At 70.8% G+C, this 25,953-nt stretch carries 19 protein-coding genes; 16 read left to right on the top strand and 3 right to left on the bottom strand.

The window, feature by feature from the left end:
* The first annotated feature begins 23 nt into the window (after positions 1 to 23).
* The 9 genes from G4D86_RS25575 to G4D86_RS25535 all read left to right on the top strand — a co-directional run bounded on the left by G4D86_RS25575 (position 24) and on the right by G4D86_RS25535 (position 11,337).
* Positions 24 to 362, top strand: coding sequence for a hypothetical protein (locus G4D86_RS25575; protein ID WP_163996637.1), 339 nt, complete (start codon positions 24 to 26; stop codon positions 360 to 362).
* A 31-nt stretch (positions 363 to 393) separates the two neighbouring features.
* On the top strand, positions 394 to 1,611 hold the full coding sequence (locus G4D86_RS25570; RefSeq protein ID WP_163996636.1) for a cation:proton antiporter domain-containing protein: 1,218 nt from the start codon (positions 394 to 396) through the stop codon (positions 1,609 to 1,611).
* Positions 1,608 to 2,906 (top strand): cation:proton antiporter, encoded by a 1,299-nt coding sequence (locus tag G4D86_RS25565; protein ID WP_163996635.1) that lies wholly within the window; start codon positions 1,608 to 1,610, stop codon positions 2,904 to 2,906. The genes G4D86_RS25570 and G4D86_RS25565 overlap by 4 nt, the downstream gene beginning before the upstream one ends.
* A gap of 46 nt (positions 2,907 to 2,952) precedes the next feature.
* Positions 2,953 to 3,564 carry an L-threonylcarbamoyladenylate synthase gene (locus G4D86_RS25560; RefSeq protein WP_163996634.1) on the top strand — a complete coding sequence of 204 codons (612 nt, stop codon included), beginning with the start codon at positions 2,953 to 2,955 and terminating at the stop codon, positions 3,562 to 3,564.
* Between the two features lie 18 nt (positions 3,565 to 3,582).
* Positions 3,583 to 4,563, top strand: coding sequence for a hypothetical protein (locus tag G4D86_RS25555; RefSeq protein WP_163996633.1), 981 nt, complete (start codon positions 3,583 to 3,585; stop codon positions 4,561 to 4,563).
* Between the two features lie 234 nt (positions 4,564 to 4,797).
* On the top strand, positions 4,798 to 5,727 hold the full coding sequence (xerD, locus tag G4D86_RS25550; protein WP_163996632.1) for a site-specific tyrosine recombinase XerD: 930 nt from the start codon (positions 4,798 to 4,800) through the stop codon (positions 5,725 to 5,727).
* Between the two features lie 153 nt (positions 5,728 to 5,880).
* Positions 5,881 to 6,267: a YciI family protein gene (locus G4D86_RS25545; RefSeq protein ID WP_163996631.1), complete on the top strand. Its 387-nt coding sequence runs from the start codon at positions 5,881 to 5,883 to the stop codon at positions 6,265 to 6,267.
* A 6-nt stretch (positions 6,268 to 6,273) separates the two neighbouring features.
* Positions 6,274 to 7,536 carry an RNA polymerase sigma factor gene (locus G4D86_RS25540; protein ID WP_163996630.1) on the top strand — a complete coding sequence of 421 codons (1,263 nt, stop codon included), beginning with the start codon at positions 6,274 to 6,276 and terminating at the stop codon, positions 7,534 to 7,536.
* A gap of 201 nt (positions 7,537 to 7,737) precedes the next feature.
* Entirely contained in the window at positions 7,738 to 11,337 is a 3,600-nt protein-coding gene (locus G4D86_RS25535; protein ID WP_163996629.1) for a VWD domain-containing protein, read from the top strand.
* A gap of 84 nt (positions 11,338 to 11,421) precedes the next feature.
* On the opposite strand, the gene G4D86_RS25530 is transcribed toward G4D86_RS25535, so the two are convergent.
* Entirely contained in the window at positions 11,422 to 12,606 is a 1,185-nt protein-coding gene (locus G4D86_RS25530) for a DUF4388 domain-containing protein (RefSeq protein ID WP_163996628.1), read from the bottom strand.
* A gap of 267 nt (positions 12,607 to 12,873) precedes the next feature.
* Here G4D86_RS25530 and trpS point away from each other — a divergent pair, with 267 nt between their 5' ends.
* The 6 genes from trpS to G4D86_RS25500 all read left to right on the top strand — a co-directional run bounded on the left by trpS (position 12,874) and on the right by G4D86_RS25500 (position 22,989).
* Positions 12,874 to 13,938 (top strand): tryptophan--tRNA ligase, encoded by a 1,065-nt coding sequence (trpS, locus tag G4D86_RS25525; protein ID WP_163996627.1) that lies wholly within the window; start codon positions 12,874 to 12,876, stop codon positions 13,936 to 13,938.
* A 167-nt stretch (positions 13,939 to 14,105) separates the two neighbouring features.
* A complete protein-coding gene (locus G4D86_RS25520) occupies positions 14,106 to 14,975 on the top strand; it encodes a segregation and condensation protein A (protein ID WP_163996626.1) in 870 nt (289 codons plus the stop codon).
* The gene (scpB, locus tag G4D86_RS25515) at positions 14,962 to 15,945 is read left to right on the top strand and encodes an SMC-Scp complex subunit ScpB (RefSeq protein WP_163996625.1); all 984 of its coding nucleotides are present in this window, start codon (positions 14,962 to 14,964) and stop codon (positions 15,943 to 15,945) included. The genes G4D86_RS25520 and scpB overlap by 14 nt, the downstream gene beginning before the upstream one ends.
* A 25-nt stretch (positions 15,946 to 15,970) precedes the next feature.
* Positions 15,971 to 18,616, top strand: a complete 2,646-nt coding sequence (locus G4D86_RS25510) for a pseudouridine synthase (protein ID WP_163996624.1) — start codon at positions 15,971 to 15,973, stop codon at positions 18,614 to 18,616.
* A gap of 60 nt (positions 18,617 to 18,676) precedes the next feature.
* The gene (locus tag G4D86_RS25505) at positions 18,677 to 20,806 is read left to right on the top strand and encodes a HEAT repeat domain-containing protein (RefSeq protein WP_163996623.1); all 2,130 of its coding nucleotides are present in this window, start codon (positions 18,677 to 18,679) and stop codon (positions 20,804 to 20,806) included.
* On the top strand, positions 20,806 to 22,989 hold the full coding sequence (locus G4D86_RS25500; RefSeq protein WP_163996622.1) for a cyclic nucleotide-binding domain-containing protein: 2,184 nt from the start codon (positions 20,806 to 20,808) through the stop codon (positions 22,987 to 22,989). Before G4D86_RS25505 ends, G4D86_RS25500 begins: the two co-directional genes overlap by 1 nt.
* Before the next feature lie 9 nt (positions 22,990 to 22,998).
* Here G4D86_RS25500 and G4D86_RS25495 read toward each other — a convergent pair whose 3' ends face one another.
* Entirely contained in the window at positions 22,999 to 23,688 is a 690-nt protein-coding gene (locus G4D86_RS25495; protein ID WP_163996621.1) for a GspE/PulE/PilB domain-containing protein, read from the bottom strand.
* Between the two features lie 170 nt (positions 23,689 to 23,858).
* On the opposite strand from G4D86_RS25495, the gene G4D86_RS25490 reads away from it, so the two are divergent.
* A complete protein-coding gene (locus tag G4D86_RS25490) occupies positions 23,859 to 24,698 on the top strand; it encodes a hypothetical protein (RefSeq protein WP_205519727.1) in 840 nt (279 codons plus the stop codon).
* 6 nt (positions 24,699 to 24,704) lie between these two features.
* On the opposite strand, the gene G4D86_RS25485 is transcribed toward G4D86_RS25490, so the two are convergent.
* Positions 24,705 to 25,952, bottom strand: a complete 1,248-nt coding sequence (locus tag G4D86_RS25485; RefSeq protein ID WP_163996620.1) for an ArsB/NhaD family transporter — start codon at positions 25,950 to 25,952, stop codon at positions 24,705 to 24,707.
* Position 25,953 lies beyond the last annotated feature (1 nt).

Here is a 25,953-nt window from a genome sequence, read left to right as displayed (position 1 = left end):
CGCGGACCCGCTAAGACGGCCGCGTGTACTTGGTCATCACGTTCCTCGAACAATTGGAGGGGACCGAGCGGGCCATCCGCCGGCTCCGGGAGTTTGGCATTCCGGAGCCGTTGGTGGTTCGCGCCCGGAGCGCGGCGGCTGCATTGTCCGCTGAGGTGCCCGTGTTCGCGGGCCTTCGCAGCCTCGCGCTGGGCGCGGACGAGGACCGTGTCCTCCTGGTCAGCCTGCTGCCCGCCGTCTCCGCCGAGGAGATGGAGCGGCTGGTGCAGCGCGTACAGCTGGAGATGGATGCGGACGACCCGCCCATGGGCCGCCTGGTCGCCCTACCGGTAATCTCGGCGCCCACGCACCGGCGCTCGTGACGTGAGGGACGGAGCGGTGTAAGCACAGTCTGTGCAAGCGCTGCTCGTCCTCCTCTCCATCGCGGCGCTATCGCTGCTCGCCTCCAGCAGAGGGCTGGACCCCGGGCGCTTCCCGGCGCTGGCGAGGCTGGCGGCCAGCGGCTTCCTGTTCCTGCTCATGGGCATCCTCCTCGGTCCATCCGTGGTGGGGCTGCTCACCCCGGGCAACCTGGAGAGCCTGCGCCCGATGATGGCGCTCGGCCTGGGCATCGCGGGTGTCATCCTCGGGCTCAACCTGGAGCCCCGGCTGCTGCGGCTGTTGCCGCGGCCGGTGTATTCGGCGGCGCTCGCGCACGCGGGCACGGCCTTCTTCTTCGTGGCGCTGCCGCTGGTGGCGCCCCTGCTGCTCACCTCCGGGCTGTCGCCGCAGGCGGCCGTGGGAGCGGCGGCACTTCTCGGCGCGGCGGCGAGCCTGTCCTCCGGCCACTTCGCGGTGCTGGCGTACCGCGCCGGGCGGATGGACCGCGCGCGCGGGCTGGGCGTGGCGCTCCTGACGATGCTGGACGACGCGGTGGGCATGGGCGTGCTGGCGCTGGCGCTGGTGCTGGGCGCGGCAAGCAACCTGGGCGAGGGCCTGGGCCTGGTGTGCCTGGCGGTGCTGCTGGGCGTGCTGTGCGGGGCGCTGCTGGCCTTCCTCACGCACTCGCTGAAGGACCCGGCGGAGCTGACCACCGTGACGCTGGGCGGGGTGGCGCTGGTGGCGGGCGCGGCGGCGTACCTGCGCGTGTCCGCGCTGCTGGCGGGGGTGGCGTGCGGCGCCACGCTGGCGCTGGTGGGCGGGCGCACGGCGGAGCGGGTGTCGCGCGCGCTGGCCCGGGTGGAGCGGCCCGCGTTCCTGGTGCTGGTGTTCCTGGTGGGCTGCGCGGTGCACGCGCGTGACTGGAGCGCGTGGGCGCTGGTGCCGGGCTTCGTGGGCCTGCGCTTCCTGGGCAAGGTGCTGGGCGGGAAGCTGGCGCAGCGGCTCGCGGGGAGCACGCTGGAGCTGCCCCCGCGGCTGGGCTACGCGCTGATCGCGCAGGGCGGTCTGGCGCTGTGCCTCGTCGCCGAGTACGGGATGCTGGTTCCCGGCGGGCTGTCCCAGCGCGTGCTGGACGTGGTGGTGGTGGGCGCGGTGGTGAACGAGCTGCTCGCCGGCCAGGCCTTCCGCCAGGTGCTGGGTCCCGCGCAGGCGCCCGCGCGAGCACAGCCGGACGTGGAGGTGGCGACATGAAGGGCGCCATCATCCGGCTGGGGCTGCTGGTGGTGCTGCTGGCCATCATCAGCCGGGCACAGGTGCTGCGCGCGGATGCGGGCACGCCGGTGACGCTGGCGGCGGGCGCGCTGCTGTTGTGCGGCCTGTTCGCGGGGAAGGTGGCCAAGGGGCTGGGGCTGCCCCGGCTCACGGGCTACCTGCTGGTGGGCGTGGCGGTGGGCCCGTATGCGCTGGGCTTCATCCCCAACGCGGGTGTGAAGGGCCTGGAGCTGGTGAAGGGGCTGGCGGTGAGCCTCATCGCGCTGGTGGCGGGCACGGAGCTGCGGCTGGGGCTCATCCGCCGGGTGGGCGCGCGGGTGGCGTTGCTGTGCGCGGGCGTGTGCGGCCTGACGTTCCTGGTGTCCTTCGGGGCCCTGTTCGCCTTCAAGCCGCTGCTGCCCTTCATGGCGTCCATGACGGTGACGCAGGCGCTGGCCGTGAGCGCGCTGGTGGCCACGGTGGTGGTGTCCTTCTCGCCCACCGTCACCATCGCCATCGTCCAGGAGACGAGCGCGCGCGGCAGCTTCACCGAGTTCCTCATGGCGCTGGTCATCATCGGCGACCTGTTCGTCATGGTGGCCTTCGCGCTGGCGGCGGGCGTGACGAAGGCGAGCTTCGGTGGCGGGCTGGACGTGGCGGAGTTGCTGGGCGGGGTGGGGTGGGAGCTGTTCGGCTCGGTGGGCGTGGGGTGCGTGCTGGCGGTGGCGGTGCTCGTCTACATGCGCGGCGTGAAGCAGGAGCTGCCGCTGTTCCTGGTGGGCCTGTCCTTCGCGGCGGCCGAGGGCGGCGCGCGGCTGCACCTGTCACCGCTGCTGATCTCCCTGGCGGCCGGGGCGCTCATCGCCAACCTGGACGAGCGCGCGGGCGAGCGCATCCACCATGCGATTCAGCAGGCGGGACTGCCGGTGTTCGCGCTCTTCTTCGCGGCGGCCGGCGCGGGGCTGAAGCTGGACGCGCTGGTGACGGTGGGGCCGGTGGCGCTGCTGCTGGTGGGCTTGCGCGGCGCGGCCATCTGGTTCTCGTGCCGCAAGCTCGCGCCCGTGGACGACCCGCGGCTCAAGCGCTACCTGTGGATGGGGCTCATCTCCCAGGCGGGCGTCACCTTCGGGCTGGCGGCGCTGGTGACCCGGACCTTCCCCTCGTTCGGGTCGCACGTGGAGGTGCTCATCGTCGCCATGATTACCGCGCACGAGCTGGTGGGCCCGGTGCTGACGCGGCGCGCGCTGGCCGCCAGCGGGGAGATCCGCACGGACGAGGCGGCCGGAACCGCATAGGCTGATCCGCATCTGACCGGGCAGCTACTGGAGACACGGAGACATCATGGCCGCACCCATCCTCGAGGTGGACATGGAGCACCCGTCACCGCGCCACCTGCAGCGCGCGGTGGAGGTGCTCGAGCGCGGCGGGCTGTTGGCCTACCCCACGGACACGTATTACGGCCTGGGGTGTGACCTGAGCTCGAAGAAGGGCATCGAGCGGCTGTACCAGCTCAAGGGTCGCGACAAGAAGAAGCCGCTGTCCTTCCTGTGCCCCGACTTGTCGGACGTGGCGAAGTACGCGCACGTGAGCAACTTCGCGTACCGGACCATGAAGGGTCTCACTCCGGGTGCGTTCACCTTCATCATGGAGGCGACGCGGCTGGTGCCGGATTTGATGATGTCCAAGCAGAAGCAGGTGGGCATCCGCGTGCCGGACGCTCCGTTGGTGCGCGAGCTGGCCCGGCTGCTGGGCCGCCCTCTGGTGACCACGTCCGCGACCAACACGGAGGGTGTGCCGCTCACCGACGCGAAGGACATCAAGGCCGAGCTCGGACATGGCCTGGACCTCATCCTTGACGGGGGCGTGACACTCAACGAGCCCTCCACGGTGATTTCACTCATCGGCGATACGCTTGAAATCCTGAGGCAAGGCAAGGGTAGGCTAGGGGATTGACCGACGAAGGGGGGACGCTTGGCACAGGGGGGAACAGCGCCAGGACCCGTGGACGCACCGGAACAGGTACCTGGGCTGCTCGAGTTGTTACTGTTGTTACTCTTCCGACCGGTGGATCTGCACTACCGGCTGAGGGCCGCGGGCATCCGCGTGCCGGGCGGCCGCATCGGCCAGCTCTGGCGTGAGCAGTCGGAGGGTGGCAGGGCCGCGGGGCTCTACGTGAAGCGCCTGTTGCTGGTGCTGGTGGTGGGCTCGCCGCTGATGACGGGCGTGCTGGCACTGGTGCTCTTCGGTGCGGGGATTCCACTGCAGCGCGGGTGGGGCCTGTCGGCGCTGTGCTGCTCGGCGGCGGGGCTGATGCTGGCCCTGGTGTCGGGACTGGCGTCGGGCGTGCTGCTGGGCTCGCTGGCGAGCCTGTCCATGCTGGTGGGACTGCACGCCACGGCCGCGGGCGCCTTCGGCCCGCTGCTGGGCGGCGGGGCCGGCATGGCGATGGGCACGTGCCTGGGCGTGGTGGCGGGGCTGGCGTCGGGCAGCATCGCGAGCATCTCCGGCGGGCGCGGCCCGTCCGTGGTGCGGGTGCAGGTGGCGGCCATCTTCACGAGCGTGATTCCGATGCTGGTGTGGAGCGGCGCGTCCAACATGTCCTTCGCGGGGGCGGTGGCCGCGAGCTCGCTGGTGGCCTTCCTGGTGTGCGCCTTCCGGTTGCCGCTGTACGCGCTGGAGGTGCTGGCGTCGGCGGTGGCGTACGCGGTGGAGCGGTGGACCGGGAAGCCCACGCTGAGCTGGGTGCCGGTGCGCCACCACAACCTCAGCTACCTGCCGCACCCGTTCCTGGGACGGCATCTGGCGCTGGCGGTGCGCTCTCGGCCGGCGGAGGTGCTGGCCGTGGCGGACGCGTGCCTGCGCTCGCCCGGCAACATCCTGGTGGGGTGGCCGTGGGTGGTGCAGGCGCTGGAGGCGGCCTCGGGGAGTGGGGCCACGGAGCCGCGGAGCTGAGACGGTGGAGGGGGCTCCGCGTGCCGGGGCCTGTGGGGCGGAGCGGCGAAGCTGAGACGGTGCATGAGCCCTCGGTTGCCGGGGCCTGTGGGGTGGGGCGGTGAGCTGACACGGTGGTCGCGGCTTCGCACGCCGGAGCTCGCGGGTGCGTGGGCCTCGTGGGGCCTGTCCACCAGGCGGGCTTCCGCGGGACGCTGAGTTGCCTCGGCGTGGGCCTCCGGTACGGTGGCGGCCATGGAAGGGTTGCTCGACGCGTTCATCGCCTTCATCCGCGCGGAGCGCGGGCTGTCCGGCAAGACGGTGGACGCCTACGCCGCGGACATCACCGTGTACTTCGAGGACCTGCGCGCGCGCGGCCTCGACGACGTGACGCGGGCGAAGCAGGAGGACGTGTCCGCGCACCTGTCCGCGCTGGGCAAGCGGGGCGTGGGCAAGCGCAGCCAGGCGCGCCACCTGGCCGCGCTGCGGGGCTTCCACCGCTTCCTCGTCGCCGAGCGCATGGCCGACAAGGACCCGACGGAGGACCTGGACACGCCGCGCTCGGCCAGGAAGCTGCCCTCGTTCCTCACGCTGGAGGAGGTGGAGCAGCTCCTGTCCGCCCCCGACGAGCGCACGTCCACGGGCCTGCGCGACAAGGCGATGCTGGAGGTGCTGTACGCCACCGGCCTGCGCGTCAGCGAGCTGTGCGGCCTGGGGCTCAACGACATCCAGCTCACCGCGGGCTACCTGGTGGCGAAGGGCAAGGGCGCCAAGGAGCGCCTCGTCCCGCTGGGCCGCGTGGCCATCGAGAAGGTGCAGGCCTACCTGGCGATGTCCCGGCCGGCCCTCATCGGGAAGCGGCAGTCGAAGGCGCTGTTCGTCACGCCTCGCGGCGGGGGCTTCACGCGGCAGGGCTTCTGGAAGCTGCTCAAGCGGTACGCGCTGAAGGCGGGCATCCGCAAGCCGCTGTCGCCACACAAGCTGCGGCACTCGTTCGCCACGCACCTCGTGGAGCGGGGGGCCGACCTGCGCGCCGTGCAGCAGATGCTCGGCCACGCGGACCTGGCCACCACGCAGATCTACACCCACGTGAACAGCGCGCGGCTGCGCTCCGTGTACGACGAGTTCCATCCCCGCAGCGACGTGTTCGTCCCCAAGCCGAAGAAGCGGAAGACGGCGTCGTAGCCGGGAAAGCCCAGTGGTTACAGGGGCTTGGGGTGCGGGAAAATCGGCCGAAAAAGAATCGTCATGGGGCATGTAGAGAGCGCGCGCCCGGCTTCGACATACCCATGACAGCGCGCTCGATGACGGGGCGCTGGTACCGAAAGGGAGTCGACCATGAAGTACATGCTGATGATGAACCACCCGGGCAAGGGGCCGTACCAGATCGCCAGCTGGTCGCAGGCTGACTTCAAGGCGCATATCGAGTTCATGAAGAACTTCGCCAAGAAGCTCGGCGCCGCGGGCGAGCTGGTGGCCGCCGAGGGCCTGGCCGGGCCCGACCAGGCGAAGGTCATCCGCGCGGGGAGCGACGGCAAGCCCATCACCGACGGCGTGTTCGCCGAGTCGAAGGAGTTCATCGTCGGCTACTGGATCGTGGACGTCGAGAGCACCGAGCGCGCCTACGCCATCGCCGCCGAGGCGTCCGCCGCGCCCGGCCCTGGCGGCAAGCCGATGAACATGGCCATCGAGGTGCGGCAGGTGATGAGCGCGCCGCCCGTCTGAGTGCACGTGAGGCCCTCGTCACCCGACACCCGGAACGAGCACCTGCTGCGCGAGCTGGCGCCGCAGGTGCTCGGCGTGGTCATCCGGCGGTTCCACGACTTCGCGGCCTCCGAGGACGCGGTCCAGGAAGCCCTGCTCGCGGCGGCCATGCAGTGGCCTCGCGAGGGCGTGCCGGATGATCCGCGCGCGTGGCTGATTCAAGTCGCGGCGCGGCGCATCACCGACCACGTCCGGGCCGAGGCAGCGCGGCGCCGCCGCGAGGAGCTGGTGGTCAGCCTCGTGCCGCCGGAGCTGCAGCTCGTGCTCGCCGCCGACAGCGACGAGGCGGAGGGGCGGGACGACACGCTCGTCCTGCTGTTCATGTGCTGCCATCCCGCGCTCACGTTGGCGTCCGCCATCGCGCTCACGTTGCGCGCGGTGGGCGGCCTGACGACGGCCGAGATTGCCAGGGCGTTCCTCGTGCCCGAGGCGACGATGGCGCAGCGGATCAGCCGGGCGAAGCAGAGCATCAAGACGTCCGGCGTCCCGTTCCAGCTGCCCACGCCGGAGGAGACCGCGCAGCGGCTCGGCGCGGTGCTGCACGTGCTCTACCTCATCTTCAATGAGGGCTACACGACGAGCTCCGGCCCCGAGCTGCAGCGCACGGACCTGTCCAGCGAGGCGATCCGTCTCACGCGCATGCTGCATTCCCGTCTGCCCGACGATGGCGACATCATGGGCCTGCTCGCGCTGATGCTCCTGACGGATGCCCGGAGCGAGGCTCGGACCGCGCCGGACGGGATGCCCATTCCACTCCCCGAGCAGGACCGGAGCCTGTGGAATCAGCAGGCCATCTCCGAGGGCGTCGCGCTCGTCACCACGGCGCTGTCGAAGGGCGCGGTGGGGGAGTACCCGCTGCAGGCCGCCATTGCCGCCGTGCACGACGAAGCGGCGCGCGCCGAGGACACGGACTGGCCGCAGATCCTGGCGCTGTACGAAGTGCTGATGGGGATGTCCGACAACCCCATGGTGGCGCTCAACCACGCCGTCGCCACGGCCATGGTGCACGGGCCGCACGCAGGGCTCGAATTGCTGAAGGCGCTCGACGCCGATGGGCGCCTGGCGGGGCATCACCGGCTCGATGCCGTTCGCGCGCACCTGCTGGAGCGGGCAGGGGAGATGGAGGCGGCCATCGCGCACTACCGCAAGGCCGCGGGCCGCACGACGAGCATTCCGGAGCGCAACTACCTCATCACGCAAGCGGCTCGGCTGAGCGACGCGGGAGCGTAGAGCGCGGCACGCGGCGGCAGGCACCTGTGGCCCTCGAGGTCACTTCCAACGAGCCGTTGTAACCCTCGGGGCTACATGCCGCCGTGCGTCGCACGGTGTATCGGCGCGCTTCGGCACGGCCGCGCCTTTGCAGCATTCGGGCCCGCCCCAACGCGCACGCACGACAGGGACATGGGCGCACACCCCCACGGAGCTCAACGCATGAGACTCAAGAGACTCATTCCCGCTTTTCCACCCATCCACCGTCGATTGGGCGTGGGCGCACTGCTCGTCGCGTCCTCGCTGTTCGCGCTCACCGCGGAGGCAGCCCCCCTCAAGGTCGTGACGATGGGGCTCGGCTCCGGCACGATCACTTCGTCCGCGCCGGGCACCATCACCTGCAGCGACACGGGCGGAGACTGTGACGAGGCCTATGGGTCCGTCACCGTGACGCTCACCGCCACGCCCGGTGCGTTGTCCACCTTCGGTGGGTGGGACACCGACGCCGATGGAGCCACCACCGGGCCCGCCTCGGACTGCACGGGCATGGCGCTGACCTGCACCCTGAACATGGCCACGGCGAAGTCGGTGAGGCCGGTCTTCAACCTCACGACCCCCGTCCCCACCATCGCGGCCGCGGACCCGACCAACATCACGGCCGCCGAAATCCAGACGTACCTCTCCGGCAACCCCGGCGTCGACAGCGTGGCCAAGTTCGTCGCCGCGCTGCCCGCCCCGTTCAAGTACAGCCCCATCATGATGACGCGCTCGGAGAGCCTGCAGACGGGCACCGCCGAGTACCCGCGCATCCTCCTGTCGAGCATCAACGCGAAGTCCGTCTTCTCCATCGGGCCCATGCAGCACACCGCCTACCCGGGCTCGCATCCGGACGTCATCGAGTACATGCAGTGGGACGCGGCCACGAACAACTTCCGCTTCCACGAAATCATCCTGAAGCCCATCCCCGCGATGGGCGCCATCCCGCCGCGCGTCCGTAAAATCGAAGTCGACGACTTGAAGTGCTCGAGCTGTCACTCGACGCGGAACGTGCTCAACCGGTCGACCCTCCCGGGCACGGACGGCCTGCCCGTGGGTGTCATCAAGACGAAGAACAAGCCCAACTGGGACCCGTATGACAGCTGGGGCGGCATGATGCCGTTCAACCGGGACCGGCTGTATCAGGGCTCGCTGGACACGGCCGCGTACCGCAAGCTCTACAACCCCTGGACGTGGCGCAACAACCACGCCATCCGCTCCCTGGTCGAGCAATTGCGCCTGCAGCCCCCGCTGGGCGGGTTGCCCGCCGCCGACAAGATCACCCGCTTCCGCGGTGGTGCGGGCGACGGCACGCCCCAGTTCTCGTTCGACGCGTCGGCTCCGATTTCGGCCGAGCCGGCCCCGGTGGGCTCCGCCCCCGCGATCTCCACCGCGTACAACTTCAACAACACGGCCCCCTCGGGTCCGACCAGCTCCGTCATTCGCCAAGGCACTTTCATCACGCTGTTCCACCACTCGGGATTCACCGCGGGCGAGGGACGCGGCGTCCAGTTGTTCGACCTGCTCGGCGGCCTCGACGGTGACCTCAACCAGCGGCGCGTCGCGGATGAAATCGCGAGCCACCGCTGGGCGACCGGCAACGTGTTCATCGACCCCCGGCCGGTGGCCCTGGCCATCACGAAGAACTGCCTCAGCATCGGCGCGGGCGTGGTCACCAGCTCCTTCGGGGCCCTGACGTTCGATCAGACCTTCTTCACGGCGCGCCACGGCGGCAACAACATCAACGCCATCCGCACCGACACGGACATCCGCGAGAAGAGCGTGCCGCGCCGGAAGGTGGACATCCAGAAGTTCAACCTCGACCGGAACGGAGACCAGTACGTGGTCACGAGCGGGCCCGCGGTGAACGGTCTGGTCCCGCAGTACGGCGCCGCGACCACCGCGGGGACGAGTGCCTCGTTCCCCCGCCTGCGGAGCGAGGTGTTCCGCCGGATCATCGATGCCGGCGGCGCTGACGCGACGTTCATGGGCGGCATCTTCGTGGACCGTGAGATCTACAGCCAGAACACGACGCCCATGGCCCTGTACCGCTATCTCCTCGAGCCGTTCGGTATCTCGGTGGACAAGTGGTCCATGGGCGTGCGCGGCCGGTCGCGCACCTATGCCTTCGCCGACATCTTCCCCTCGTACACGACCGCCCTCCGGAACGCGCTCGAGGCCAACCTGACCGCCGACCCCATCCCCGGCCTCGTGTTCCCCTACGCCTGCAGCGCCCTGATTCCGTACGTGAACTCCACGCTGGCCTCGCTGCCTCCGGCGAACGCCGTGCCGACGTACACGGACGTGCAGCGCATCTTCAACAAGAGCTGCGTCGAGTGCCACGGCGGGCTCAACTATCCGCCGTACTCCAACTACGGGACGGCCCTGAACCTCGCCGAGGACCAGTCCGGCCTGCTCGTGAATCCGCTCACGGCGCCGCACGCCGATGCCCTGGCCCGGGCCGCCAGCCTGACGGGACCGCTGTACACCCGCATCACGGCCGCGACGGAAGCCTGCCCGGGCGGCTTGATGCCGTGTGGCGGGCCCCCGCTGAGCCAGGCGGACATCGACACGATTCGCCGCTGGATCGTGGGTGGCAATCCCTCCACGTGGGGTGACCCGCACCTGACGACCATCGACGGCGTGCGCTACGACTTCCAGAGCGCGGGCGAGTTCGTGCTGCTGCGTGATCCGGGGATGGAGATCCAGGCGCGGCACATGCCCGTGCAGACCGAAGGGCCCGTGGGTCCGGACGCGCACACCGGGCTGACCTCGTGCGTGAGCATCATGACGGCGGTGGCGGTGCGCGTCGGCCAGAACCGCATCACGTACCACCTGAATCCCGAGTGGCGAGAGGGGCTGGAGCTGCGCGTCAATGGCAAGCCCGTGCAGCTCGGCACGGAGCTGCTGCTGCCCGGCGGTGGGCGCATCGTCCGGACGCCCTCGCAGGGTGGCATCCAGATCGAAGGCCCCGGTGGGACGCGCATCATCATCACCGTCGATTTCTGGGCGTACTATCAGGTCTATTACATGAACGTCAGCGTGCAGCAGGCGCGCGCCACGGAGGGCATCCTCGGTCCCATCGCCCTGGGCAACTGGCTGCCGACGCTCTCCGATGGGACGCAGCTGGGGCCTCGCCCGACGGACCCGTACCAGCGCTACATCCAGCTGTACGAGAAGTTCGAGGACTCCTGGCGGGTGACGAACGCCACGTCGCTGTTCGACTACCTGCCCGGGTTCTCCACCGACTCGTACACGATCAAGGAATGGCCGGAGTACAAGGCGGACGCGTGCAAGGTGAACAAGGCGCCCGTCGGGGTTCCGGTCAAGGACGCGCTGCCGTCGATTCCGATGGAGCAGGCCTTCGAGATCTGCCGGGCCGTCAGGAACCAGGACCGGCTCCTGCAGTGCGCGCAGGACGTGGCGGGGACGGGCGATCCGATCTTCGCCCACACGTTCGTGGAGTCCGAGACGATCGAAGCCAACAACGCGCCCGGCATTCCGGGGCTGGTGTTCCCGAGGGACATGGCCATTGCCTCCGCGACGATGTCCTTCCAGTGGGAGGGCACCTTCGACAAGGACCAGGACACCGTCCTCTACCGGCACTGCGTCTGGAGCGTGGATGAGGACTTCACCTTCCAGACGTGCGACTCGAAGCCGTCGCGCGAAACCGCCAGGACGGTGACGCTGGCGCCCGGCAGGGACTACCTCTGGAAGGTCATCGCCGAGGACGGGAAGGGTGCCAGCACCGAGAGCGTGACGTGGCGTGTGACGGCGAAGGAGTAGCCGCCAACGCCAGGCCTGAATGAGGAAGGGCCACCTCCGCGCACGCCGGGGGTGGCCCTTTCCGTCTCACCCGTCAGGTGGGGCTCAGGTCCCCACGCCCACGACCGGCGTCCCGAACGGGTCCGTGCTCGTGCGCCGCGGAGTGCCGGCGCGCTCGCTGCCGGGCAGCGAGGCCACGTGGATGAGGCCGGAGGCCATCAACCGGTGCACCGAGCGCGACGCCGCCAGCTCGCCCATGGCCGCCGTGCGCAGCGCCTGCCGGATGCTCCGGCTGCCCCGCAGCTTCGAATACAGGTACAGGTCATCCGCCGTCAGGTCCGGTGGGGTGGGGCGCGGAATCGGCTCGAAGACGAGCCGCCCGTCGAGCGCGAACAACTCATCGCTCAGCGCCAGCGTCAGCCGCACCTCCGCCTCGCGGTACAGCGCATGCGCCTCCGGCACGGGGCCTCGCTCCAGCACCTGCGCCGCCAGCGCCACCGCGTGGTCGTACTTCCCCGACTCCAGGAAGCGCTTCACCAGGTTGAGCAGCTCGGCCAGCTCCGCGGACTCGCCCAGCTTCGGGCCCTTGGGCCGCTGCGGCGCCAGGGCTCCACGTCGGTACAGGTGCAGTACCCAACGCGCGGCGAACAGCGGCCCCTCCCTCGTGTTCGCCAGCATCTCGCCCAGCGTGGCGCCGGCCGACGCCAGGTCCAGCAGCACGTCCTCCTCCTCGGAGAACGTCTCCACCGCGAACTCGCGGAACACGCGGAACGTGACGTCCTGCCGGGGGAAGATGTCGCGGAACACCGCCCACTCGCGCAGCCGCGACACCGCGTCCCGGTGCAGCGTGGACAAGGGCAGCTTCAGCCCCACCGCCCGGCCAATCGCCGGCAGCCCGGGCGTGAATTCCACCTCGCCCGACTCCCAGGCGTAGCAGTCGAACATCGCCTCGCGCGCCTTGTGCTCCATGGCCTCGATGAGCCGGGGCAGCTCCACGAAGCAGCGCTGCACCAGGAAGGTGCCGTAGGGCACGCCGGCCCCCTCGGCCGCCTCGAAGGCCGCCGCCGCCCGGGGCGCGTCCAGGATGCGGAGATTCACGAGCACCTGCGCCAGGTGCTCGCGCGGGTCATTCGAGCTCTCGCCCACCAGGAAGCCGTCCTTCACCTGGAAGCACCGGCGGACGGCACCGCGCTCCACCCGCAGCGTTCCGTCCACGCCGGCGCCCGTGAAGAGCGGTGGCATCACCATCTGCAGGCGATAGCTGGCGAGACTCCCGTTGAATGACTCCATGCCGGTGCGTCCTCCCGAGTGAAGCTCTCGAAGTGCCCGCGCGTGCTCGCAGGGGGGGCTACCAGGGTATCGTCCCACCCACCGTCCCCTCATTGCAAGTACCCGGATTTCCTGGGAATTTCCCGGCCCGGCGCAAAATTTCACGTAAGGGCGGTGTGGGTTTCGAGAAGGCGACGGAAGCTCCGCAGCCGCAACGGAAGGTTGCAGGGTCGCGGCGGGTATGCGAACCAGCCGCGTCCACCACCCGTCACTCGAGTCGGAATCGATATGCGGATTCTCTCAGGCGTCCAGTCGTCCGGAAAGCTGCACATCGGCAACTACTACGGCGCGATTCGCCAGTTCGTGCAGCTCCAGGACGAGGCCGAGTCGTACTACTTCATCGCGAACTACCACTCGCTCAACGAGGTGAGGGAGCCGAAGCGGGCTCTGGAGCTGACGCGCGACGCCGCGGTGTCCTATCTGGCGCTCGGGTTGGATCCGAAGAAGGCGGTGCTCTTCCGCCAGAGCGACGTGAGAGAGGTGCTCGAGCTGTACTGGCTGCTGGGCGTCGTCGCGCCGGTGGCCCACCTGGAGCGGGCGCACAGCTACAAGGACAAGGTGGCGCAGGGAAAGAGCCCGGACTTCGGTCTCTTCGCGTACCCGGTGCTGATGGCCGCCGACATCCTGCTCTACAGCGCGGACGCCGTCCCGGTGGGCAAGGACCAGATCCAGCACATCGAGTTCGCCCGCGACTGGGCGGTGAAGTTCAATGTGCAGTACGTGCCGGGGTACGACCCGGCCGACCCGGAGGGCAAGGAGCGGGGCCACGCGCCCGGCATCCTCAAGCTGCCCTCGGCGCGCATCCAGGCTTCCACCCAGACAGTGCCCGGCATCGACGGGCGGAAGATGTCCAAGTCGTATGGGAACACCATCGACCTGTTCGGGGACGAGAAGGAAATCAAGAAGCGCATCATGTCCATTAAGACGGACTCCACACCGGTGGAGGCGCCCAAGCCGGTGCCCAGGGCCGAGTCTGCTGGGGGCACGGAGCAGGCGGAGGGGGGCAAGGGCTCCGAGGTGCCGCTCTACGACCTCTTGAAGGTGATGCTGCCCGAGTCCGACTTCCGCGACGTGGACGCGTCTTGGAGGGCGGGCGGCAAGGGCTACGGCGACTACAAGAAGAAGCTCCTGGAGGCCTACCATGCGACCTTCGGCCCGGCCCGCCAGCGGTATGCCGAGCTGGCAGGCGACCCGGCCGAGCTGGAGCGAATCCTCCAGGACGGCGCCAACCGCGCCCGCGAGGAGGCGACCCGGCTGATGGACAAGGTCCGCCGCGCCGTGGGCATCCCCTGAGGTGGAGTGACTGAACGGGCTTTCACTGCCGATTGTTTGACCCACCAGAGGGGCACTGCTAAGGAGGTGTGTCCCCCCGACTCGCGCCTCAGGCCAAGGAAAGTCGGGCCTTTGCGCGATGACGAGCCGTCCCTCACACACCTTCGAAGGCAGCCCAAGGACCTCCGGTGAGTGAGGGCCGCCGCGCATCGGCCGAGGAGGGCCTCGGTGATGGGGAGTCGCCCCGCAGCCCGGGTGACGCCTTCCGCGTCGCGCTGCCCAACTTCGAGGGTCCGCTGGACCTGTTGCTCCATCTCATCAAGGAGCACCGGGTCGACATCTTCGACATCCCCCTGGCGCTGATCACCGAGAAGTACCTCCAGCACCTGGAGAAGATGCGGGAGATCAACCTGGACATCGCCGGTGAGTTCCTGGTGATGGCCTCCACGCTGGCCCACTTGAAGAGCCGCATGCTGCTGCCCCGGACGGACGTGGCGGCGGTGCAGGAGGGCGCGGAGGCGCTCGCGGCCATCGAGGAGGCGGGCGACCCGCGAGCGGAATTGGTGCGGCGGCTGTTGGAGTACCAGAAGTACAAGGACTCCGCCGAGCAGCTCGCGGCGCAGGACTTGCTCGGCCGCGACGTCTTCACCCGCAACGTGCCGGTGGAGGCGGTGCCCATCCCCGAGGAGGAGGTGGGCCTCCAGGAGTTCAGCGTCCTCAAGCTGATTGAAGCGCTGGACCGGGTGCTGGAGCGGTTGACGCCCAAGCTGCAGCACGAGGTGGTGCGCGAGCGGGTGACGCTCTCCGAGGCCATCCTCCGCATCATCGAGCGCCTGCGGCCCCACGGACAGGTCCTCTTCGAGAGCCTGTTCAACGAGCAGGAGACGCGGACGCGGCAGGAGGTGGTCGTCACCTTCCTGGCCATCCTCGAGATGGTAAAGCGGCGCCTCATCCGGGTGGTGCAGGACGAGCCGCTCGGTCCCATCCTGCTCCTGCCCAACGGGGACGCGCTGGAGAAGCTGGCCCCCACGGAGGTCGACGACAGTGACTATCGGTAGCAACGGCCCCGAGGACGAGACGCCCGCCCATGGCACGCCCGGAGGCCCCGGCCCGTTCTCCGAGGACGAGATCGCCGCCGTCACCGGCCCCGGCCCGGCGGATGACCTCGACGAAGTGGAAGCCGTCGCGATTGAAGAGGACTCGGACGACACCGTTCCGGACCTCGAGACGTCCTTCGAGAAGCTCATCACCAAGAGCCGGAAGCTGTCGGCGGATCGCATCCGCACCGTCATCGAGAGCGTGCTCTTCGTGGCGGAGCGGCCGCTGTCGGTGGACGAGCTGTTCATGGCCACCGGCATCGACCGGGCGCTCATCGCCGAGGCGATCAACCAGCTCTCCGGCATTCACCGTGACGGAATCAGCGGGATTGTCCTGTATGAGGTGGCCGGGGGGTGGCAGTTCCGGACGGACCCGCACTCGGGCGAGTACGTGCGGCGCTATCTGCGGGTGAAGCCGCAGCGACTGACGCGCGCGGCGGTGGAGACGCTGGCCATCATCGCGTACCGGCAGCCGGTGACGCGGCCGGAGATTGAAGACATCCGCGGCGTGGACTGCGGCGCGGTCCTCAAGGCACTGATGGACCGCAAGCTGGTGAAGATATTGGGCAAGCGCGAAGAGGTGGGGCGTCCCATCCTCTACGGCACCTCGCGTGAGTTCCTGGAGTTCTTCGCCCTGAAGGACCTCTCGGCCCTGCCGACGCTTCGTGAGTTCCACGAGCTGACGCAGGAGCACCGGGAGATCGTGGAGAAGGAGACGCAGCCGGCGCCGGCTGCGGCGGGGACCGTGGACACGTTGGCGGACCCCGGTTTTACGAAGCGGATGGAGAAGAGCGCGGCGGCGAGTGAGGCCGCGCTGGAGGAGCTGGAGGAGGCCATGGAGGCCGCGGACCGGACACAAAAGGTCAGCTCCAGCGTCCTGGACACGCCCCCGAAGCCCGTGATGGGCGAAGAGGGGCCCAAGCCCGAGTAACGGGCAATGACGGAAGAAGGCATAGATGGCTGCCGAACGATTGCAGAAGTATCTGGCCCGCGCGGGAGTGGCTTCGCGCCGGCACGCAGAAGAGCTCATCACCGCGGGTCGTGTGACGGTGAACAACGAGACGGTGACGGAGCTGGGCAGCCGGGTGGAACCGGGCACGGACCTGGTCGCGGTGGACGGGACGCTGGTGAGTCCGCCGGATGAGTCCTCGTACTACCTGCTCTACAAGCCGATTGGCGTCGTGACGACGCTGTCGGATCCGCAGGGCCGGCCCACGGTGGCCAACTACATCGAGGAGACGGGCAAGCGGCTGTTCCCGGTGGGACGGCTGGACTACGACGCCGAGGGCGCGCTGCTGTTCACGAACGATGGGGCGCTCGCGCACAAGCTGACGCACCCCAGCTTCCAGGTGCCGCGCATGTACCTGGCGAAGGTGAAGGGCGCGCCGGACGCGGCCACGCTGGACAAGCTGCGCGGTGGTGTGCGGCTGGAAGACGGCATGGCCACGCCGCTGTCGGTGGACGTGTTCGAGGCGGCCGAGCGGAACACGTGGCTGAAGATTGTCGTGGCCGAAGGACGGCCGCACCTCATCAAGCGCCTGTGCGCGGCGGTGGGCCACCCGGTGGTGCGCCTGTTCCGTCCGGCGTACGCGGGCATCGGCGTGGAGGGCATGCGCCCGGGTGAGCTGCGCTCGCTGAAGAAGGGCGAGGTGGAGCAGCTGAACGCGGTGTCCGACGGTCGGGCTCAGCCCGCCGCCGTGGAGCTGAAGCTGCCTCCGCGCCGGCACGGGCGCGCGGCGCCGGGCTTCGAAGGGGACGAGGAAGAGCTGTCGATGGACGACGAGTCGCCCGCGCCTCGCAAGGCGGCGCCCGGGATGGCGCGCACGGCGGCCAGGGCTGCTCGTGCGATGGATTCGCGTCCCGAGAAGCGTGAGCGGAAGCCGGCGGCCGGTGGTGGCGCGGGCCTGGCTCGCTTCGGCCGTGGGCGCGGTGCGGAAGAGGGCGCGGGTCGTCCCGTGCGCAAGACGTGGGGCGGCGACGAGGGCGCGCCCCGGAGCCGTGGCGCGGGTGGTGAGGACAAGCCGCGTGGCCGTGGCTTCGGTGCCGGGCGTCCGGAGCGTGGCGCCGGTGGTGAGGACAAGTCGCGTGGCCGTGGCTACGCGGCCAGGGGCGCGGGTGGTGAGGACCGTCCGCGTGGCAAGAGCTTCGGTGCCGGCGGCGAGGACCGTCCGCGTGGCAGGAGCTTCGGTGCCGGCGGCGAGGACCGTCCGCGTGGCAGGAGCTTTGGTGCCGGCGGCGAGGACCGTCCGCGTGGCAAGAGCTTCGGCGCGGGTGGCGCGGACCGGCCGCGTGGCAAGAGCTTCGGCGCGGGTGGTGAAGACCGTCCGCGTGGCAAGAGCTTCGGCGCGGGTGGTGAAGACCGGCCGCGTGGCAAGAGCTTCGGTGCGGCTGGTGCGGACCGGCCGGCGCGCAAGGAGTGGGGCGCGGGTGGTGGCGAGGGCGGCGCGGGCCGTCCGGCTCGCAAGGAGTGGAGCGGCGGCGAGGAGGGCGGCTCGGCTCGTCCGGCGCGCAAGGCGTGGGGCGGCGAAGAGGGCGGCTCGGCTCGTCCGGTACGCAAGGCGTGGGGTGGCGAAGAGGGTGGCTCGGCTCGTCCGGCTCGTAAGGAGTCGAGCGGCGGCGAGGAGGGCGGCGCGGCTCGTCCGGTGCGCAAGACGTGGGGCGCCGGTGGTGACGAGGCTGGCGCGGCTCGTCCGGCGCGCAAGGCGTGGGGCGGCAGCGACGAGGGCCGTGCCCCCCGTGGCGCGGGCCGTCCGGAGCGCAAGGAGTGGTCTGGCGGCGGCGACGAGGGCAGAGCGCCCCGGAGCCGTCCCGAGGGTGGTGCGCGTAGCTTCGGTGGAGCAGGCCGTCCGGAGCGCGCCGGTGGTGCGCGTAGCTTCGGTGGCGCGGGCCGTCCCGAGCGTGGCGCTGGTGGTGCGCGTAGCTTCGGTGGCGCGGGTCGTCCCGAGCGCGCGGGTGGTGCACGTAGCTTCGGTGGTGCCGGCCGTCCCGAGCGCGCCGGTGGTGCGCGCAGCTTCGGTGGCGCGGGTCGTCCGGAGCGTGGCGCGGGTGGTGAGGACAGGCCTCGTGCTCGTGGCTACGGCGTCGGCGGCGCGGGTCGTCCGGAGCGTGGCGCTGGTGGCGAGGACCGGCCGCGTGGCCGGAGCTTCGGCGCTGGTGGCGCAGCCCGTCCTGCGCGCAAGGCGTGGGGCGGCAGCGACGAAGGCCGTGCCCCTCGTGGCGCGGGGCGTCCGGAGCGCCGGGAGTCCGGTCCCCGTGGAGCAGGCGCGGGCCGTCCGGAGCGCAAGGAGTGGTCGCCGCGAGGCGCCGAGGGTGGTGCGCCTCGGGGCAGGGGTGGCGCGGGTGCTCGGGGGGCAGGCAGCCGTCCCGAGCGCAAGGAGTGGAGCCCGACCGACTCGCGCGGCAATCCCAATGAGCGCGTAGTCCGTGCCGGCCGCCGTGGCCCCTCCGACGAGAGGGGAGGCGGCGAGAAGTCCGGCGGCTTCCAGGACTGGAGCAAGAAGAAGGAGCGGTCCGGGAAGCCTGGCTGGAGCAGCAGTGGAGGCCCCCGAGGGGGCGGGGCAGGCCGACCCCCTCCGAAGGGTGGTCCCCGCCGTCCCCGCTGAGAACCTGCGCGGTGGTATAACGGGCGCCGACTCTTCCACCGTTTCCCGCAGCGGAGACCGATGCGAACCGGCGCGCGCCCCTTCATCCTCGTCCTGGCACTGGTCCTCGGCTGCAACGGCAGCCGGGACCAGCTGCTCGCCGACCTCCAGAGTCCCCGCCCGGAGGTCCGTGCCCTCGCCGTGAAGAAGCTGGCGGGGCAGGGCAACGCGGACGACCTCGTCCTGTTCACCCGGGCGGCCAAGGACCTGGCCGCCATCGTCCGGGCCGAGGCCGCCGTGGCGCTCGGGGAGAGCCAGGACCCCCGCGTGGTGGACCTGCTCGGCGAGCTGCTTGAGGACGCGGACGAGGACGTCCAGGGGCGCGCCGCCATGGCGCTCTCCAAGGTCAAGAACGACAAGGCCAAGGCGTACCTCACGCTCCAGTACGGCCGCCGCGGCCGCGCTACGCGTCAGGTCATCGTCCAGGCCCTCAAGAACGCCAACGTCCCCGACGCCATGGCGGAGGTCGTCTCCGCCGAGGCCAAGGCCCAGTGGGACCGCAACCTCCTCGCCTTCACCGAGGGCGTGCTCCCGGAGCGCGTGGGCGCCGCGGAGGAGCTGGGCAAGAGTGGGCGCCCGGAGGCCGTGAGCCGGCTGCTCCCCCTCGTGCGAGACAGCCAGGTCATCCTCGCCGCCGCGGCGGTGCGGGGCCTGGGCGACGCTGGGGACAGGCAGGCGGTGGGGCCCATCGCCCTGCTGCTGGACGAGAGCTTCCCCGAGCTGCGCGAGTCCGCCATCACCGCGCTGATGAAGCTGCAGGACCCGGCCGTCGCGCAGCGGCTCCAGGCGGTGGCGGTGGAGAAGAGCGCGGTGAGTCCGCTGGCGCTCGACGCCATCCTCGCCTTCCCGCGCGCGCCGGAGACGAGCGCCGCGCTGTGCGCCATCGTCCTCGACGGCGCTCCCTCCGAGGCGCTGGACGCCGGCAGGAGCATGCGAGATCGCGGTGGCTGCCCGGTGGACCCGATTGGCGAGCGACTGGCCCGCCCGGCCACGGCCGCCAGCGGGCTCCAGGCGGTCATCGGACTGGGCCCCACGGCGCAGCCGCTGCTGGCCAAGGTGACGCCGTGGCTCAACCAGCCGGACACCTCGCTGCGAAACCTCGCGGTGGAGGCCGTGGCGGCGGTGGGCGATGCGTCCTCCGTCCCCGCGTTGCAGAAGCTGTACGAGCAGGAGGTGAAGGGGCTGGAGGCGCTGCGCGCCGACTGGGTGACGCAGCCGCTGCCGGAGCGCTACGGCCCGGGCTTCGACCCGGCCACCTCGCCCTCCGAGCCGCATGCCCACGGCGCCGCGGCCGACGCGGATCGGACCGCCAAGCACGCGACGCTCTTCGAGCGCGTGAAGGCGCTCAACGCCGCCCGCGCGAAGGAGGCGGGACAGTCGGTGGTGCAGCACCGCGTGCCCACCGAGCTGTACGACGACGTGGAGGCGGAGCGCCTGGTGCCGCTGGCCACGGTGCTGCGCGCGCTGGGCACGCTGAAGGCCCCGGGAGCGCTGGAACTGCTCAAGGGCTACAGCCAGGATGCGAGCACTCCCCTGCGAGTGGCCTCGCTGGTCGGGCTGGCGCGGCTGGGGCCCGAGGGCGTGGAGGTGGCGAAGGCGGGGCTGCTCGAGCCCGAGCGAGACCTGCAGAAGACGCTGGCCCAGGCGCTCGCGGAGTCGGGCGAGGCCGGCCAGGCGGCGCTGATGGAGCTGCTGCCGAAGATGGGCAGCGAGAAGCTGCTGGTGCTGGACGCGCTCACGCGGGGCTCGGGCGTACCGGTGGCCTCGGCGTCGGCGGCCCTGCAGACGGTGGTGCGCGAGGGCGGCCCGGAGGCGGCGCTCGCGGCGGAATTGCTCGGACGGATGCAGGCGAAGGACGCGGTGCCCACGCTCATCAAGGCGCTGGACGAGCCGAACAGCGTGGCGCGGCGGGACGTGCTGCTGGCGCTCGGGGCCATCGGTGACGCGCAGGCGGCCGAGGTGGTGGCGAGGGACTTGTTCCACGACCTGCCGGAGATTCGCGCCGCCGCGGCCTCGGCCCTGAAGAAGATTGGCACCCCCGCGCAGGCCGACTCGCTGGCCGCGCTCAAGGGGGACTACTTCCGCTCCGTCCGCGAGTCCGCGGGCGCGGCGCTGACGAAGGACGGCACCGCCGCCGGGGGGGCGCGTTAATGGAGCTGCGCAAGCTCAAGGACAAGGCCACCGAAGCCTTCACCAAGGGCCGCTTCTCCAAAGCCGCGGAGCTGTACGAGGAGTACTGCCGGGCCGACCCGAAGGACCTCCAGTCGCGCCTGCGCACGGGGGACGCCTGGGCCAAGGCCGGTCAGCGAGACCGCGCCATCTCCGCGTACCAGTCCGCCGCCGAGGGCTTCGCCAAGGAGGGCTTCCTCCCGCGCGCCATCGCCGCGAGCAAGCTGATCCTCGAGCTGGACCCGGCGCATCGCGGTGTGCAGCAGATGCTCGCGGACTTGTACGCGCGCCGGGGGACGCCGGCCGGAGCGAGGGCCCGTGGCCCCATGGGCAGCATGCTGTCCGAGGCGCCGGTTCCGACGCCCGCGCCCGTCACGACGTCCCGACTGCCCGCCGAGGTACGGGCGGCGGTGGCGGAGATCGACCTGGATGTGGACGTGGACGCTTCTCCGGAGACGGGGGCGCAGTCCGGCTCGGAGGAGGTGGTCCTCCACTCCGTGAGCGTGGGGCTGTCGGATGACGCCGGGGAGGCGCACGCCGAAGGGGAGGTTGACGACGAGCCCATCCTGATGGGCGAGCCGGTGGAAGAAGCCGGGCCCGTCGTGAGCGCGGCTCCGTCCTCCGAGCCCGCGAGCGTGCCTGTTCCGGTGGCCGCGCAGCCCTCTGTTGCCGCGCCCACGCAGGGCGGTGCCCCGACCGCGACGAGTGCGCCTGCGCCGACGACGGTCGCTGCCCAGCCGAAGGACAGTGTGCCTGCCGCGGCGAGCACGCCTGCTCAGCCCGCTGTCGCTGCCCGTCCCGCGCCGTCGTCACTGCCTCCGGGTCTGGCGCCGCGCGCATCCCAGCGCATGGCCGTTCCAGCCGCGCTCCAGTCCCCGCCGCCACCGAGCAATACCCCCGTGGAATCGGCGCCGCCCGTGCGGACTCCCAGTGGGAAGTGGCAGGCCCTCTCGTCGCCCATCGGCGACTCGAATGCAGCATCACCCACCGTGAGCCCCACGGAGCCCGCTCCCACGAGCGGCTCCTCCGCGCCTCCGGGCCTGCGCCCGCGCCGTGCCGAGCCGCAGGCTCCCGCCGGAGCCACCGCGCTTCCGCTCCGCGAGCTGTCACCGGAGCTCGGCGTGTCGCTCCGAGCAGCGGGCGGGCCCTCGACCTTCACGGAGCTGGAGCTGGAGGGCGACTCGCTGCTGCACGCGGTGGAGCTCGCCGCGCAGGCCGGGCTGAGCCAGCGCGCCGCCATGGCCATCCCCTCGAGCCCGGAAGAGGAAGAGGTCTACAGCCTCACCGATGAGGTCGGCGCCGACGGACGCTCGCTGAGCGACCTCCCCACCGTGCCGCTGTTCTCGGACCTTCCCCGCGACGCCTTCATCGAGCTCTTCGAGCGCTGCCCGCTGCGCCGCTTCGGTCCGGGCGAGCGCATCATCGAGCAGGGCACCCACGGCGACGCCTTCTACGTCATCTGCGAGGGCACCGTGCGTGTCTTCCGGATGGAGGACGGCCAGCGGCAGGACCTCGCCACGCTGGAGGGCGGTGCCTGCTTCGGTGAGATGGCGCTCCTGTCCGGCGCGGCGCGCACCGCCTCGGTCGAGGGTGCGTCCGAGGACACGCAGCTCCTGGAGATCTCCGCGCCGGTGCTCGCCGAGCTGTCACGCAGCTACCCGCTGGTGGCGCAGGCGCTGAAGAAGTTCTGCCGGCAGCGGCTGCTGACCAACGTGATGAACACCTCCGCGCTGTTCCGGCCCTTCAACCGGAAGGACCGGCGCACGCTGGTGGAGCGCTTCCGCGCGCGCGACGTCGAGCGCGACGAGGTCATCATCCGCGACGGAGACCAGACGGACGGCCTCTACGTGGTGCTGTCCGGCGAGGTGGAGGTCAGCAAGGACGGCCACCTGCTGACGCGGCTGAAGGAGGGCGAGCTCTTCGGAGAAATCTCCCTCCTGCAGAAGACGCCCGCCACCGCGACGGTGACGGCCGCGCGTCACACCACGCTGCTGCGGCTGCCGCGCGCGGACTTCGATGCGCTCATCTCCAGCCACCCGCAGATCCTGGTGCTCGTCTCCGAGCTGAGCGACGAGCGTCTGATGCGCACCCGGCGCGTGCTGGGCGACGTCTCCTCCACCGGCCAGGCACCGGAAGAGGTCGACGAGGAGCTCATCCTGGTGTGAGGCGCGCGCTCAGCGCACCTTCGCCAGGTAGTCGTCGCGAGTCACCAGCCCCCGCGTCTCCAGCAGCTCCAGCATCGCCCGCAGCGAGCGGGCCTGCTGGGCCACCATGCGCTCCAAGGTGGACACCTGCTGGGACAAGTCCTCCACCCGCTGGAGCAGCTCGCTCTCCCGGGGGCTGGGGTGCGCGGACATGCGCGCCATCACCGGGGCGGTGTCCGACTCCGAGGGCGGGGCCAGCTCGAAGGTGGGCTCGTCCATACCGAACGTCAGCGGTGTCGCCGTGGGGGACGTGACTTCATGGTGGTAGTTGCGGCGGATGGCGCGCTCGATGGACGACGCGGCCGCCACGACGACCTGGATGCGCTGGCCGGTGTGGAAGGCCAGCTCCTGGAGCGACTCCACGTTGGTGGGGTCCGCCGTGGCCACGGTGAGCAGCTTGTTGGCCGGGTCCGCGGCGGTGGGGAAGACGGTGTACCGCTCGGCGATGTCCACCCGCAGCGCCTGCAGGGCCACGGGCGACGGGTTGAAGGTCTCCAGGTCCACTGTGGGAATGGCGAGCTGCCGCGACAGCGCGTGGACCATGGAGCTCTCGTCCACGAAGCCCATCTGCACCAGGGTGAGCCCCAGCCGGCCGCCCCACTTGCGTTGTTCGGCGAGCGCGGAGCGCAATTGCGTCTCCGAGAGCAGTCCGGCGTCCATCAGGATTTCCCCGAGCCGGCGCTTGCGGCCAGGGAAGGAAACAGGGGGCGGGGTAGGCGAGGAACTCACGGCGGGGGAGCATACCAGCGGACGGTTGCAGGATGCCCCAAAGGGAGGGGTACGGCCGGGTAGGAGCATGAAGGCGCAAATTGGGATACAACTGCGGGTGAATGACTCGAAGCGTCCTTCCATTCCTCGTGCTGGCGCTCACCGCCGGCTGTGCGTCGCAGCGGCTGGCCGGCGCGGACCTGGATCGCGTCCGGCGGCCCGCCTTCATCTCCCGCATCGAGGACGGTGCGGGGCCCAAGAGCGTCGTGTTCCGTGACGACTCCGCGTACGGCGACAAGCTCAAGAAGCTGGAGCCGGTGGAGGCCGACCGGCGGCTGACGGTGAAGCTGCAGCAGGCCGTGACGCGCTTCGAGATTTCCGAGCGCTTGCGCGTCAACACGCTGACGCAGCTCCCCCGCGAGTACCCGTGGACGCGCGTGGTGGACCCGGCGCGCGTGGCATCGGTGCTGGAGAGCTTCCTCGTGGAGGAGGTCCCCGCCAACGCGCCGGACTACGACCTGGTGACGCCGCTGGGCGCGGACACCATCGTCGAGTTCGTCGTCCAGGAGTACGGCATGCGCAGCAAGGGCGGCCACGCGGGCGCGTACGTGCGCGGCTACGGGCGCATGTTCACCCTGGATGGGCGCTCGGAGGTGTGGCGCCGCCCGTTCGCGGTGGACCAGGTGGCCTCGGGCGACGCGCACCTGGACCCGTTCAAGGTGGGCAAGAATCCGGACCTGTTCCGCCAGGCGCTGTCGACGATGCTGGACGACGTGGCCGTCGTCTTCGTGAAGGACCTCACGCCGAGGGACAGGCGCGGCGGCCCACCGGTGGCGGACCCGCCGGGCTCGGCCTCTCCGGACACCGTCCCCGGCACCGCCGGCCAGCCCCCGCCCGAGCCGCCGAAGCCGCACGAGAAGGAACTGCCCGCGGGCGAGCTGCCGGACCCGGACCCGGAATAGGCGGGCTCAGAACAGCGCGTGCTCCGCGAGGAGCACCGCCAGCCCCACGACGAAGCTGAGCAGGGTGACGGGCAGCCCGATGCGCAGGTAGCCGAGGAAGGTCATGTTCACCTTCCCGCGCGCGGCCTCGAAGACGATGAGGTTGGCCACGCTGCCGATGAGGGTGAGGTTGCCCGCGAGCGTGGAGCCCAGCGCCAGTACGTGCCACCCCAGCTCCACATTCTGCAGCGTGGGCACCCACGTGCGCGCGAGCATGACGAAGGGCACGTTGCTGAAGAGGTTGGACGCCACGAGCGTCAGCCCGGCGAAACCGAGCGTCTCGCGCCAGGGCGGGCCGGCCATGAGGGGGGCGAAGAGCTCGCGGATGTCCTCGGCCCAGCCGTGCTTGTTCACGCCGTAGACCACGACGAAGAGGCTGGCGAAGAAGAGCAGCAGCACCCAGTCCACGCGCTCCAGCGCCTCGCGCGGCTCGCGGCGGGACAGGGCCATGACCAGGGCGGCGCCGGCCAGGGCGCTCCAGCTCATGGGCAGGCCGGCGAAGAAGGCCGCCACCACGCCCGCGAGCACGATGAGCGTGAGCCACAGGAGCCCGCGGTCCACGGGAGGCGGAGGCGGTTGCGGGTCGAAGCGCTTCGAGGGCAGGTCGTACCGGAAGAGGTAGACGAGCGCGCCGGTGACGATGGCGGTGGAGAGCAGGGCGGGCAGGGCCATGTACGCGGCGAAGCTGGCGTAGGACAGGCCGGAGGCGCCCTGGATGAGCATGTTCTGCGGGTTGCCGGTGAAGGTCGCCACCGAGCCGCTGTTGCTGCCCATGCACACGGCGAGCAGGTAGGGCGCGGGCGGCAGCTTCGCGTCCTCCACCGTGACGAGCACCAGCGGCGTGAGCATCAGGCACACGGTGTCGTTGACGAGGAACGCGGACAGCACCGCGGAGATGAACGTCACGGCCACCAACAGCAGCCGTGGCGTGTGCGCCTTGCGCACGGCCCACGCACCGGCGGTACGGAAGAAGGCCGCCTGCGACAGGTAGGCCGCCAGCAGCATCATCCCCAGGAGCAGGATGATGGTGTCCCCGTCGATGGCGTGCCGGGCGGGGTTGTCGCTGTGCCCGAAGACCTCGGCGGGCGTGACGACGCCAAGCACCACCATGAGCACGGCGCCCAGCAGCGCGCCGCCGGGCCGGTCCAGCTTCAGGAACGGAAGGCGCGCGCCGGCGATGAAAACGTAGGTGAACAGGAAGATGGCGAGTGCCACG

It is taken from the genome of Pyxidicoccus caerfyrddinensis (genome assembly GCF_010894405.1).
In the GTDB taxonomy this organism is placed as follows: Bacteria; Myxococcota; Myxococcia; order Myxococcales; family Myxococcaceae; genus Myxococcus; species Myxococcus caerfyrddinensis.
This window is presented reverse-complemented; position numbering and strand designations above follow the sequence as displayed.

Excerpts from the sequence above, each read along its gene's own strand:
- G4D86_RS25530 (WP_163996628.1), bottom strand. The coding sequence starts at position 12,606 with ATGGAGTCATTCAACGGGAGTCTCGCCAGCTATCGCCTGCAGATGGTG.
- G4D86_RS25565 (WP_163996635.1), top strand. The coding sequence starts at position 1,608 with ATGAAGGGCGCCATCATCCGGCTGGGGCTGCTGGTGGTGCTGCTGGCC.
- G4D86_RS25535 (WP_163996629.1), top strand. The coding sequence starts at position 7,738 with ATGAGACTCAAGAGACTCATTCCCGCTTTTCCACCCATCCACCGTCGA.
- G4D86_RS25560 (WP_163996634.1), top strand. The coding sequence starts at position 2,953 with ATGGCCGCACCCATCCTCGAGGTGGACATGGAGCACCCGTCACCGCGC.
- G4D86_RS25545 (WP_163996631.1), top strand. The coding sequence starts at position 5,881 with ATGAAGTACATGCTGATGATGAACCACCCGGGCAAGGGGCCGTACCAG.
- G4D86_RS25490 (WP_205519727.1), top strand. The coding sequence starts at position 23,859 with ATGACTCGAAGCGTCCTTCCATTCCTCGTGCTGGCGCTCACCGCCGGC.
- G4D86_RS25510 (WP_163996624.1), top strand. The coding sequence starts at position 15,971 with ATGGCTGCCGAACGATTGCAGAAGTATCTGGCCCGCGCGGGAGTGGCT.
- xerD (WP_163996632.1), top strand. The coding sequence starts at position 4,798 with ATGGAAGGGTTGCTCGACGCGTTCATCGCCTTCATCCGCGCGGAGCGC.
- G4D86_RS25495 (WP_163996621.1), bottom strand. The coding sequence starts at position 23,688 with ATGGACGCCGGACTGCTCTCGGAGACGCAATTGCGCTCCGCGCTCGCC.
- G4D86_RS25505 (WP_163996623.1), top strand. The coding sequence starts at position 18,677 with ATGCGAACCGGCGCGCGCCCCTTCATCCTCGTCCTGGCACTGGTCCTC.
- G4D86_RS25500 (WP_163996622.1), top strand. The coding sequence starts at position 20,806 with ATGGAGCTGCGCAAGCTCAAGGACAAGGCCACCGAAGCCTTCACCAAG.
- trpS (WP_163996627.1), top strand. The coding sequence starts at position 12,874 with ATGCGGATTCTCTCAGGCGTCCAGTCGTCCGGAAAGCTGCACATCGGC.